A 12661-nucleotide genomic window follows, 5' to 3' on the forward strand; every position below is an offset into this window, starting at 1 on the left:
CAATGCTCCTTATCTCCATACCCCACTGAGGTATATCATCCGTTAATCATATTTTGTTTTACAGCTTAAAATCTTCAGTCCGCAGTGTCATCAGCTCCTGCTTGCCGGGGCTGTTGCTCTCGTACTGGTTCAGCAAGCGTACTGCTTGTGCACGCACGGCTTTCTCAATCGAATTGCGCACAAAGCGCGCATTGCTAAAGGCATGCAGGCTCTCCGTCTTCTCCACCAGCAAATGCTGCTTTAACTTGAGTATCGCCTGCGGCATCAAAATATAATCGCGCTCTTTGGCCATAAGTTCGGCAATCTGCAGCAGCTGATCAATCGTGTAGTCGGGAAACTCAACCTGAATAGGAAACCTTGAAGGCAGCCCCGGATTACTCATCAGAAAATAATCGATTTCACCGGAGTATCCGGCCAGGATCAGCACAAACTGGCTGCGGTGATCCTCCATGGATTTTACCAGCGTATCGATGGCTTCCTTTCCAAAATCCTTATCGCCTCCGCGTGCAAGACTGTAGGCTTCATCAATAAATAGGATGCCCCCGAGCGCCTTTTTCACCAGGTCACGTGTCTTCTGGGCGGTATGCCCAATATATTCGCCGACGAGATCCGCTCGCTCTACCTCGATCAGATGCCCTTTGCTTAATACACCCATCCGCTGGAACAGCTTGGCGACAATCCTCGCTACCGTCGTTTTACCGGTTCCGGGATTGCCCTTGAAGACCATATGGTAAGCCTGGCCGCCACTGGCAAGCCCAGCCTCGCTACGCATCTGGGCGATCTGCAGAAGCGCATATATCTCAAATACAAGCTCCTTGATATTATCCAAGCCAACAAGACCATCAAGTTCCCGGCTTAACTCCTGGAACAGTCCGCTATGGCCGTGATTTTTGGGGAGCGCGGCTCCACTGCTGCTGTCGCTCACCGCACTGCTCATCGGAGGGGGATCTTGATTCCGCAGCACAATATTGATTTGCCTTGACGGTCTGCCTTCCTCCCGCCCGCTTGCTGCCGCTACGCGTCCGTTCACCTTATTCACCTCATTATCCAGGGCTGACTGCTCTAAGTAAGTCTATTCCGGTACATGAGGTCTTATTAGCAGTTTCAGGATTTTTATACTTGGCAAATGATTTACAGAAATAACTGCTGCAGCTTCCATTTGGTGTAGGCCAGGATTTCACGGGATTTATACTTGGCCATCGACATTACCTTTGACTCGGTAAGCCCCAGCTCAGGTGCAGCATAGCCCAATTCTCTGGCAATTTCCTGCGCCCGCCGTCCATGGAAGGTATGCGTAATAATAACGGAAGACGTCATCCCCTCACGCTTCATAATTTCCTGGCTGAACAGCAAATTCTCGTACGTGCTGGTAGATTTGTTCTCCATAAGGATATCTTCTTCCGGCACCCCTTGCTCCACCAGATAATTCCGCATCCCTTGACCTTCGGTAAATTTGTAGTCCGGATCGTCCAGCCCCCCCGAAACAATAAAGGTGCTGAACATTCCCTCCCGGTAGAGCTTTAGCCCGTAATCCAGCCGTTCCTTCAGGCCGGGGCTTGGCTTATCCCCCCACATGGACATGCCGAGAATAATCCCTGCATCCGCTTTCGCCATAGGTGATGTTGTAGCCGCACTGTTAATGTTATTAAACACAACCGCACACCATAGGAGGCCTGCTGCCACAATCGTTATACCTGCAATAAACAAGTTGCGCTTACGCCGGGAACGGCGTTTTCTGGACACTTTGCGTATTGGGGATGAACCTCTTTGGTAAACGTACCATTCCATTTTTTATTTCCTCCTGAATTCTCCGTGATGGAACAATTCGGCACGATGCTTCAGTGAGAGAGAGAAATAAGGAAAGGCGTGCGCGTCAATACTGCGTAGAATGCTCTTGGCTGTTGCCCAGGCCAGATTATAGTCGCTGTCCGTAATGTCTTCCCTTTCCAGCGCTTCCTCAAGTTCATCCTCATCCAGCAAAAACACCTCTCCGTTCCAAAGCACCACAACGTCCAGGTACAAATCATCAAACCATGGAACGCCTTGATCCGTGACGCCTTGAACTTTGCAGGTGTCAATGTACCATTGTACGATATTCTGTCGTTCGTCGAACATAGCCGTCACAATATAGTGGCTATCCTTGGGAAAATATTGCAGCCAAGAATATCCTTTGTCCGCTATGCGGTATGTATGCCTTCCATAGCTCTTCCACAGTGGTTCCTTCAGCCCGTAAATCGTATAAAGAGTGATATAACCGCTGAATTCCCGGGTTTCCACATAGCGGCAGGCGAAATGTCGGCGCGTAATCCGGCGCCAGTTGGCCCGGTCTCCGAATTTACGTTTCATATGAATTACCCTCTCAAGAAATGGTGTCTTCAGCTTAACACATTTAAGAGACACACTCAAAACATCCCGTAAAAAAACAGAACTGCCGGCAACGTAATCAAAGGTTACAGCTTCTGGATTAAAGCAAATATTTAAAGGTCCATTCAAAAAAAAGGACTATCCTTTCCCATCTTGGATGGGTAAAGGATAGTCCTTTGGATCAAAGACAATCTCCATTGTTATTGAGGAGATTGGCCCTCATTTGAAAATCCGTTCTCCGGAACTGTTCCCGCCTCAGTACTGTTATCCGTACCAGCATTTCCTGAACCGGAGGTTTCAACAGGTGTAATAGTTGGCAGCGGGGTTGGTGGAAGCGGAGTAGCCGTTGCTTCCGGCGGGGTTACAGCTCCACCCCCATTACCGTTGCCACCTCCATTGCCATTGCCATTGCCATTGCCATTGCCGTTCCCATTACCATTTCCATTCCCGTTACCATTGCCGTTGCCGTTCCCATTGTTTCCACCGGGATTGCCGTTGCCTTCGCCGTTTCCGTTACCCTGTCCGTTGCCTTGATCATCTGTCGGAAGATTCGGATCAGGCGTTGCTTCCGGTTCTGGTGTCTGCAGTTCATCCTGAACCATTACGGTAACGGTGCCCGATGGCTCGCTCTCCACATCCAGTTCGGGATAATAAGCTGTTACATAATATTCGTAAGTCAGCCCAGGCATGGCGCTAATATCACCCATTGTGAGTGACTTTGTGCTGAGAAGTGAAGTGAACTCCGTCTCCGAGGTTTCCCGGCGGTAAATCCGGTATTCCACTCCTGCAACCTGAGCCGCTTCCCAGCCAAGGTTCACGGTCAATGTTGAAGGATCATATTCAGCGGATAGACCCGTGACAGGCTGTACCGTTTCCGGAGTAGCCGTTGGTTCAGGCGCACTCGCACCTTCCGGTTTAGGGAAAGATTTTTCCGGAATCCCCTCCAGAGCCTTCTCCATAACTTTACCCCAGAACGCCGCTGCAAGCGGACTGCTGTTCTTGAGCAGATGTGTCTTGCTCGGCTTGTCATATCCCATCCACACTGCTGCGGTCCATTCCGGTGTATAACCGACAAACCACACGTCACGGTTGGATTTGATCCCGTCGTACCCGCTCTGGGTAGTACCGGTCTTGCCGGCAACCGGACGGTTGATTTTCGCTTTTTTACCTGTACCGTCCTGTACAACTTCCTGCATCATTTGGGTCATTTGGTAAGCTGTATCCTTATTCATCACCCGCTCAGGCTTTGTATTGGCCTTATAGACCGTGTCCCCGTCACTGTTGGCAATCGATTTAATCGAATACGCCTCACGCAGTTCACCGCCGCTGGCAAAAGCACTGTATGCCTGAGCCATTTCCAGCGTATTGGTTCCTTTGCTCATCCCGCCGAGGGCGAGTGACAGGTTCTTGTCTTCATCGCTGAGGCTGATCCCCAGCTTCTTCGCAAACTGGAAGCCGGTATCCACACCAATCTCATTCAGCAGCCAGACCGCCGGGATGTTTTCCGACTTTGTTATCGCCTGACTCATGCTGATCGTTGATGAGTAGCCATGTAGATTTCTCGGACAGTATTTGCCGAAGCACTGCTTTTCATTGCTGAGCATTGAGGAGCTTGAGAATTTCCCCGACTCCAGAGCAGGAGCGTAAGAAACCAATGGTTTGAAGGAGGAGCCCGGAGAACGCCGGCTGCCGTTAACACGGCTGTAGCCCTTCTTCTCATAATTCCGTCCGCCCATCAGCGCAACGATGCTGCCATTCTCCTGATTGATGATGGTCATCGAACCCTGCACCAGTTCCTCATCCACACTTTTTTCGAAATTGTCGCTATCGGCAAAAGCCTCTTCTACCGTCTGCTGGGCGTTTTTATCCATCGTTGTATAAATTTTGTATCCGCCGATGTTGAGATCATCTTCGGTTAATCCAAACTTGTCTTCCGCCTCGTCTATAGCATAATCAATAAAGGCCTGATAGCGCTGTTTGCTTTCGGGCGGCTTATAGTTGTAGTTGACCGCAGCGGCTTCATCCCGCTCCTGTTCAGTAATTTTCCCCTGTTCATACATCAGCTGGAGCACTACGCCGCGGCGTTCCTTGGACAGCTCTGGATTACGCAGCGGATTGTAACGTGACGGCCCTTTCGGCATGGCAGCCAAAGTGGCGATTTGCCACAGCTTGAGTTCGTCAAGATTACTTTTGCCAAAATAACGGATAGATGCTGCCTTGATGCCGTAGACTGTGCCACCAAAGTTAATCCGGTTCAGGTACAACGTAATAATCTCATTTTTGGTTCTCTCATTCTCAAGTGCTACAGCAATGGAAACCTCGGTCGCTTTGCGGAAAAACGTTTTATCGCGTGTCAGGAAGATATTCTTCGCAAGCTGCTGGGTGATCGTACTGCCGCCTTCAACCATGCTGCGTGCTGCGATATCTTTGACGGCCGCGCGGCCGATCGACCATAAATCCACACCTTTGTGTTCAAAAAAACGTTTATCTTCTGTAGCAACAAAAGCCTCGATCAGTTGTTTAGGAATATCTTCATACTCTACCGGATCACTCTTTTCGAGTGACAGCTCGCCGATCAAATTCGCATTGCGGTCAAAAATCTGTGTCGGCGGGTTCACTGTTAATTTGTCCTGGTTCTCATTCAGCAGTTTCTGGCCGTTCAGCATAATAAACAGGTAGCCGCCAAGCGCACAAAAAATCGCCAGCGCCGTTGCAAAAAATAAACTCCACAGTACGCGTTTCTTGGTTAGAAACTTCTTCTTTTTCTTAGGCTTCCCTTTGGGACTCGCAGGGGTGGTGCCCCTGTCTCTATTGCGGTTCGTCCTGGAAAAATCGTCTCTAGACATGCTGCCTCCTGACTCCCTTTCGGAAACATCTTGAAATTGTATACACGAATGAAAAGAACAACCTTCACAGGTTGCTCTCTCGCACTCTCTATTCAAACGCTTTATAAACAAAAAGGTTTCACTACAAGGTTGTAAAAAATGTTATTCTTCGCTTCCACTGTCCTGCATCAGCGATACGCTGCGCTGTGGCGTAAAGGTGGAAATGGCATGCTTGTACACCATTTGCTGGCGTCCGTCACTGTCGATGACAATTGTGAAATTGTCAAATGCTTTGATGATTCCCCGGATTTGAAAGCCGTTGGTCAAATATACTGTGGCAGGGATATTCTCTTTACGCAGCTGGTTCAAGAACGTATCTTGGATGTTAATGGACTTGTTCATATGACGTACCCCCAATGGTTCAATTAGATTGTTCAGAAGTATATTCAAGACCTGAGAGAAACTTTCCTGCTATTATAGCACGTATTTTTGCAAAATTCTCTGAAAAGTTTTGCTCGTTGAAATCGTCGATCCACTGGATTTCCTTCATGTGGCGAAACCATGACAATTGTCGTTTGGCGAATCGGCGGGTATCGCGTTTCAGCAGTGTCACAGCCTCGTCCAGCGTCGTTTCTCCCGCGAGATAAGCGGCAATTTCCTTGTAGCCCAATCCCTGCATGGACACAAGAGTTCTGCTGTAGCCATGATCCAGCAGTCCTTTCACCTCGGCGACGAGACCTTCCGCCAGCATCTGATCGATTCGGTCTTCAATACGTTTATATAGTATTTTCCGGTCCATTGTCAAACCTATGAGGCATAACTCATATGGAGACTCCTTCTTCTGAGCCTCATGGGACGCCGAAAGCGTAACTTTTGTCTGGTGATGAATTTCCAGCGCACGGATGATTCTGCGGCGGTCATTCGGATGCAATCTGGAAGCGCTGGCAGGGTCTACAGCCGCCAGTCTGGCGTGCAGGGCTTCTGCTCCATGCTCCTCGGCAAAGGCGTCCTGCTCGCTGCGGAACGCCTCATCCGCCACGGCCTCAGAGAAACGGAAACCATAACACAGGGATTCAATATACAGTCCCGTTCCTCCCACAATAAATGGAAGCTTCCCCCTGGTGCTGATCTCCTCGATCAGCCGGACGCCCTGCACCTGAAATTCAGCGGCAGAATAGGCATCTTGCGGATCATGGATATCAATTAAATGATGCGGAATCCCCTTCATCTCCGCTGGTGTGATCTTGGCTGTGCCGATATCCATTCCGCGGTAGACCTGCATGGAATCACCGGAGATGATCTCTGCACCGTACGTCTCCGCGAGCTCCAGGCTAAGCCTTGTTTTGCCGACTGCGGTCGGCCCCAGCAGTACCAGAACCTTATGTTTAGTCTCAGTTGTCAATGTGTATCACCCCGTACGATGTTTTGGAGCTGCTGCGCAGCTGTTCGGTAAAGCCCAGCCGTGAGAATTCGCCGCTTAAGGCCTTCTCTTTGAGCAGGACAGCCTTGCGTGCTACTCTGACTGCCTCAGCGACACTCTCCCCGGTCAAGGCTGCTGTGTTAGCGAAACGGCGCAAGGGGGATATTGCCGCAGAATCCGTCAAGGGAACCCGGAACATCGGGTCGAAGTAAACGATATCGACACTATTGTCCGGCTGTTCCCGCAGGTACCCCAGATGTTCGCTGTGCACAACCTGGATGCGGCGCAACGCTTCGTTTACTTTCTGCTGGCCGGAAATGTACTGGCTCATGCCTTCAAGCAGCAGCGCATACAGCGGCAAGGAGCTTTCCAGCGCAGTCACCACAGAATCTTCTCCGCCATGGACGGCAAACAGCAGAGAATCGCTGCCAAGACCCGCCGTGCAATCCAGCACGCTGTCTCCCGGCAGCATTCCGGCAGCTTCCAGCATGGGATCAGATTCGCCCTTCAGAATGCGTTTCGCCCGGACAAAGCCCATACTGGGATGAAACTCCATCGGTGGCAGACCCGGCGAGATCAGCCGTACCGCCTCCTGCAGAACTACCAGAATCTCCTCGTCCCCGTAACGTTCCGCCAGCTTTGGCATGGAGAACCTAGCCCTAAGCACATAAGGTGCACCTGTGCGCTCGGCAAGCTGCTGAGCCCGCAGCACAATTTCCGGTATCGGGTCAAAACCCGTTGTTATAATCATGATGCCTCCGATCTGGTACGCATTAGAGCGCTAAAAATAGAAATGAACAGATTGCAGATCAAGAGCTGTAAGTGAGCTGGCTTACCTCATATGCAGTGCAGCTGCACTTACATGACACGTTTGAACAGCTTCTCCAGGTCATAGGAAGAAAAAGAAACCACGATCGGCCGTCCATGCGGACATGTATATGGCTGGCGGCAAGCTGCCAGCCTGGACAGCAGAGCCTCTACCTCCTGCTCTGTAAGCTTCTGGTTGGCCTTGATGGACGCCTTGCAGGAGCAGAGAATGGAGGATTTCTCACGCAGTTTGGCCAGGTCGATGTAACGTTCGCTCAGCACCCATTCCGCCATTTCCTCAATGACCGCCTTCTCATCTCCCTCAGGGAACCAGTACGGCAAGGAACGGACCAGAAAAGTCTGCCCTCCGAAATGCTCAAGAAATACACCTGCCTGTTCGAACCAATGCAGCCTTTCACTAAGCTGGCGGCTCTCCGAAGGGGTGAATTCCAAGGTGATCGGCAGGAGAAGCTCCTGCGAAGCATCCTCGGGACGACCGAATTTCTCATAATAATATTCATAATTAATCCGTTCATGTGCCGCATGCTGGTCAATCAGATAAAGCCCGCTGTCATTCTGGGCAATAAGATATGTCCCGTGATGCTGGCCGATATAGTTCAGCTCAGGGAACTGAGGGAGCGCAGGATCTTCACTGCCGGTTGGAGCGTACAGCTCCTCTGCTGAAGGCATCCCTCCCCGGGGCGGCATTGCCCCGGCAGGCTGGCGGTAGCTGCCGCCAGCCCCTTCACGCGGCAATGAAGAAGTACTGCCGCTGTATGCCGCAGCAGACTCCCGGGCCACCGGCATTGCGCTCTGAGGCTCTCCCGTCCGCTGCTGTGCGTTGCCGGAGTAGCGTTCTCCTGCTGCAGCCCCGTTGCCGAAGGGAGAAGCACTGCTGACTCCGCTGTTCCAAGCACCCGGTCTCTCTGCGGGACGATTAGCATCCAATGAACCCGCTTGCTGCAGATCACTCTGCGGAGCAACACCGGAGGGCATATCACTTTGCGGACCAGCGGTCCGCGGGTCTGGACCGTCTTGATCATTGCGGGCCATGCCTGGCAAACCATCGGCTGGCTGAGGTATGGCACCTTTCGGAAAGGCAAACTGCTCCTGGATAAAGGAACTGCTGCCCTTGGCGCCTATTATCTCTTTGCCCGGCCGCGGAATCAGACTCTGGCCCAGCAGAACCTTGCGGATCTCCTGCTCAACAAATGCGTACAGTTCGATCTCCTTACTGAAACGCACCTCCAATTTCGCCGGGTGTACATTGACGTCGACGAGTGATGGATGCATGTCCAGCTGCAATACGAGCAGCGGATAGCGGTTAATCGGCAGCAGCGTGTGATAAGCCCGCATAATAGCCGCATTCAGCCCGTTGCTGCGGATGTATCTTCCGCCTACAATCGTGGTGACTGCATTGCGGTTGGAGCGGGTCCACTCCGGCCTGCTGACAAAGCCGGTAATCCGGTAATCCGGATCTTCTGCTGAGATCGGCAGCATCGCCTTGGCCGCTGATGTACCGTAAACGGCAGCAATCACCTGCAACAGATCGCCGTTGCCAAGTGTATGCAGTAGCTGATTGCCATTGTGATGCAACGTAAAGGAGATGGACGGATGAGCCAAAGCCATCCGGTACATCGCATCCGAAATATGCCCCAGCTCGGTTTGGATGCTCTTCATATATTTCAGCCTTGCCGGTGTGTTGAAAAATAATTCCCTTACTGCAAGATCGCTTCCCTTACCGGAAGGTGTATCCTCATTGCGGATTAGCTTCCCGCCTTCGATATCAATCAGTCTGCCTTTACCATCATCACTGCTGGCAGTCAGAAGGGATACCTTCGAGACAGCGGCGATACTGGGCAGAGCCTCGCCGCGGAAGCCAAGGCTCGTGATCAGGAACAGATCACGTCCATTTGCAATCTTGCTGGTCGCATGCCGGTAGAAGGCGGTCTCGCAGTCCTCAGGCTCAATACCTGAGCCGTTGTCTTTGACGCGGATGCTCTGCAGTCCGCCCTCTTCAACAGAAACCTCAATTCGGGTGCTGCCGGCATCAATCGCGTTCTCCACCAGCTCCTTTACAACGGAAGCCGGCCGCTCCACAACCTCACCCGCTGCAATCTGGTTGGCAATATGCTCGTCCAGTACATGAATTTTAGCCATTTTGTATTCACCTCGCCAATAGTGATGTTTGTTCTTCGCTAGAATTACGCTTTCTTGGAAATACCCTAAATTACAGCTCCTTGGCTTTTTGCTTAAGCTCATTCAGCAGGCCCATTGCCTGCAGAGGGGTCATATTCATCAGATCTGCACCCTGAACAGCGGCAACCAGCTCTTTCAGTAGCGGATTTTCTTTAACAGGTGCAGGTGCGGAAGCCGCTCCACCTTTACGGTTCCTGCGCGGCTCTTCTTCCCCAAAGATCGACAGTTGTACGACTTCAGCGTCTGCTGCATCCGGCAGGGAGGCCAGCGAGACGGCAGCTTCGGTGTAAGCTGATCCGCCTGATGTGCTCACGGCGGCTGCATTGCCCGCATGCATGTAGGCAGCATCATCTCCTGATGGCAATACATCCGTGTCTTGCGTTCGGCTTGCAGATAGTCCGCTTGCCTGTTCCTTCACACCGTGACGGCTCTCATAAGCAGTCCCGTATTGCAGCGCAGGCGAGCCCGGAGGCGCAGACTGCTCAATGCTCTGGAGCAGACCGTATGCCCGGTCAATAATACCTTCCGGCAATCCGGCCAGCCGGGCGCAATAGATGCCATAGCTGCTGTCGGCAGCTCCCGGCACAAGCTTGCGCAGGAAGTTCACTTTGTCTCCACTCTCTTGCACGGCCATAGAATAATTCTTCAGCCCTTGCAGGCTCTGCTCCAAATGGGCCAGCTCATGAAAATGCGTCGAGACCAGTGCTTTGCAGGCAATGGTATCATGCACGTATTCAATTACCGCCTGGGCAATCGCCATGCCCTCGCTTGTCGAGGTGCCCCGGCCCAGCTCGTCAATAATAATAAGGCTGCGCGATGTTGCTTTCTCAGTCATGACCTGAATATCAGCCATCTCCACCATAAAGGTGCTCTGTCCGCCAATCAGGTCATCCGCCGCTCCAATCCGTGTAAAGATCCGGTCTATCAGCGGAACCTCCGCGCTTTCTGCCGGAACGAAGCAGCCGATTTGGGCTAGAATGCAGATCAGTGCCACCTGGCGCATGTAGGTGCTTTTGCCAGCCATGTTAGGGCCGGTGATGAGCAATATATTGCCTTCATTCTTGCTCAGTGTACTGCCGTTTGCTATAAATGCAGAATCTTTCAGCACCGCTTCTACTACCGGATGCCGTCCACCTGTAAGACGCAGGTCATAACCGTCGGATAGCTTGGGTTTTACAAACCGGTGCTCGGCGCTGACCGCAGCAAGACATTGATACACATCTATTTCTGCAACCTTCTCTGCCAAGGCCTGCAGCCGGGGGATTTGTGACCCGATACGGTCCCGCAGCTCGGTAAACAGGCTGTATTCGAGATCGGTCATTTTGTCCTGGGCTTCGAGAATCAGTGCTTCTTTCTCTTTCAGCTCAGGGGTAACATAACGCTCTGCATTCGCCAAAGTCTGCTTGCGTTCATATCTTCCTTCCGGCAAGGAAGCAAGATTGGAGCGGGTAATTTCTATATAATAGCCGAAAATTTTGTTGTAGCCGATCTTCAGCGACTTGATGCCTGTAACCTGGCGCTCCTTCGCCTCCAGCTCGGCGATCCAGCGTTTGCCGCTGCTGCTCGCTTCCCGCAGCTCGTCCAGGCGCTCATGATAGCCTGTCCGGATAATTCCCCCATCCCGCACAGATACCGGCGCATCCTCGGTAATTGCCCGCTCGATATCCTCACGCAGCTCTGCACATTCATCCATGGTGGAACCGATCTCTCTCAGGGTCTCTGAACCCGATGTCAGACACATATCTTTCAGGGCCGGTATTTGCGCCAGTGACTGCTTCAGGGCATTCATGTCGCGTCCGTTGGCACTGCCGAAGGCGATGCGCCCGACGAGCCGCTCCAGATCATAGATTTCTTTCAGCGCCCCGCGCAAATCCTCACGGACAATAAACTGATTATAGAGATAATCCACAGCCTCCAGACGACGCTCAATCGGGGCCCGCTGCAGGAGCGGCTTGTCGATTCTGCGGCGCAGGAGACGCCCGCCCATCGAGGTTTCGGTGCGGTCCAGCAACCAGAGCAGCGAACCTTTTTTGGAGCGCTCGCGCACCGTTTCAGTGAGTTCCAGATTGCGGCGTGTGAACGGATCCAGAATCATATAGTTGCCAGGTTCATACGGCGAAATCTGGCTTAGCTGTCCCAGGGAACGCCGCTGGGTTTCACTCAAATAGGAAATCAGCATCGCCAGACATTTGCCCCGCTCACTCTCCAGACGCACCCAGGCCGCTTCGCCGAACTGGCGGCGGGCCAATTCCTCTTCGCGTTTCTCCCAAGGAGTGTACACGACCGGCTTCGCCAGCAGTGAGGCCTCACTGCGCAAACTCTCGAGCAGGTTAGCATCTCCGATAATCTCGGCTGGCTCATAAATGCCGATCTCGTCACGCAGCCATTCCGAACCTGAAAGAACGGAAGTGACATACAGCTCACCCGTTGTCAAATCGCAGGCAGCCAGAGCCATCATCCCGTCCTGCTCGGTCACGCAAACGAGGTAGTTGTTACTTTTGTCCGTAATAATTTTGCCGTCCATTACTGTACCCGGTGTGACTACGCGGACAATATCCCGGCGCACCATGCCCTTTGTTACGGCGGGATCATCCAGCTGCTCGCAAATCGCAACCTTGTAGCCCTTTTCGATCAAACGCTGTATGTAACCTTCCGCGGCATGGTATGGCACTCCGCACATCGGAATGCGCTCTTCGCCCCCACCCTCACGGCCGGTTAAAGTAATCTCAAGCTCTTTCGAAGCCAGAACCGCATCCTCGAAGAACATTTCATAAAAATCGCCCAGCCGGAAAAAAAGGAAAGCGTCCTTTGCCCCTTCCTTTACCTTTAAATACTGTTCTATCATCGGCGTATATTTTGCCATCATTGACCTCCATACCTATCTTCTGTGTTCTCTATTATAACAGAAACCTGCAAGGCAAAGTCACCCCGGGAAGTCACAATAAGCGAACACTAAGAGAACACCAGAGCTGGAACGCTGCCTGCATCGGATGCATTACAGATATTGTTAATTATAGCCATTGAAGATCAACATGACCATATGATG

At 52.0% G+C, this 12661-nt stretch carries 9 protein-coding genes; all 9 read right to left on the reverse strand.

What is annotated here, in order from left to right; translation table 11 throughout:
• Positions 1–58: 58 nt before the first annotated feature.
• The gene (locus ACAN56_RS02495; RefSeq protein WP_038593013.1) at positions 59–1030 is read right to left on the reverse strand and encodes an AAA family ATPase; all 972 of its coding nucleotides are present in this window, start codon (positions 1028–1030) and stop codon (positions 59–61) included.
• Positions 1031–1131: 101 nt separating this feature from the next.
• Entirely contained in the window at positions 1132–1788 is a 657-nt protein-coding gene (locus ACAN56_RS02500) for a YdcF family protein (protein ID WP_038593016.1), read from the reverse strand.
• A gap of 3 nt (positions 1789–1791) precedes the next feature.
• Entirely contained in the window at positions 1792–2346 is a 555-nt protein-coding gene (locus tag ACAN56_RS02505) for a ribonuclease FAU-1 family protein (RefSeq protein WP_038593019.1), read from the reverse strand.
• Between the two features lie 218 nt (positions 2347–2564).
• Entirely contained in the window at positions 2565–5210 is a 2646-nt protein-coding gene (locus ACAN56_RS02510; RefSeq protein WP_379140178.1) for a transglycosylase domain-containing protein, read from the reverse strand.
• 141 nt (positions 5211–5351) lie between these two features.
• A complete protein-coding gene (gene hfq / locus ACAN56_RS02515; protein ID WP_019910673.1) occupies positions 5352–5591 on the reverse strand; it encodes an RNA chaperone Hfq in 240 nt (79 codons plus the stop codon).
• A 19-nt stretch (positions 5592–5610) separates the two neighbouring features.
• Positions 5611–6591, reverse strand: a complete 981-nt coding sequence (gene miaA / locus ACAN56_RS02520; RefSeq protein ID WP_038593027.1) for a tRNA (adenosine(37)-N6)-dimethylallyltransferase MiaA — start codon at positions 6589–6591, stop codon at positions 5611–5613.
• Positions 6581–7360 (reverse strand): class I SAM-dependent methyltransferase, encoded by a 780-nt coding sequence (locus tag ACAN56_RS02525; protein ID WP_038593029.1) that lies wholly within the window; start codon positions 7358–7360, stop codon positions 6581–6583. Before ACAN56_RS02525 ends, miaA begins: the two co-directional genes overlap by 11 nt.
• A 107-nt stretch (positions 7361–7467) precedes the next feature.
• Entirely contained in the window at positions 7468–9576 is a 2109-nt protein-coding gene (gene mutL, locus ACAN56_RS02530; RefSeq protein ID WP_342435762.1) for a DNA mismatch repair endonuclease MutL, read from the reverse strand.
• Positions 9577–9646: 70 nt separating this feature from the next.
• Positions 9647–12478 (reverse strand): DNA mismatch repair protein MutS, encoded by a 2832-nt coding sequence (mutS, locus tag ACAN56_RS02535; RefSeq protein WP_342440403.1) that lies wholly within the window; start codon positions 12476–12478, stop codon positions 9647–9649.
• Between the last annotated feature and the right edge of the window lie 183 nt (positions 12479–12661).

This window comes from Paenibacillus paludis (genome assembly GCF_042610515.1).
GTDB lineage: Bacteria > Bacillota > Bacilli > Paenibacillales > Paenibacillaceae > Paenibacillus_AQ.

Coding starts and splice junctions, on each gene's coding strand:
- mutL (WP_342435762.1), bottom strand. CDS start 9,576: ATGGCTAAAATTCATGTACTGGACGAGCATATTGCCAACCAGATTGCA.
- ACAN56_RS02525 (WP_038593029.1), bottom strand. CDS start 7,360: ATGATTATAACAACGGGTTTTGACCCGATACCGGAAATTGTGCTGCGG.
- ACAN56_RS02505 (WP_038593019.1), bottom strand. CDS start 2,346: ATGAAACGTAAATTCGGAGACCGGGCCAACTGGCGCCGGATTACGCGC.
- mutS (WP_342440403.1), bottom strand. CDS start 12,478: ATGGCAAAATATACGCCGATGATAGAACAGTATTTAAAGGTAAAGGAA.
- ACAN56_RS02510 (WP_379140178.1), bottom strand. CDS start 5,210: ATGTCTAGAGACGATTTTTCCAGGACGAACCGCAATAGAGACAGGGGC.
- hfq (WP_019910673.1), bottom strand. CDS start 5,591: ATGAACAAGTCCATTAACATCCAAGATACGTTCTTGAACCAGCTGCGT.
- ACAN56_RS02500 (WP_038593016.1), bottom strand. CDS start 1,788: ATGGAATGGTACGTTTACCAAAGAGGTTCATCCCCAATACGCAAAGTG.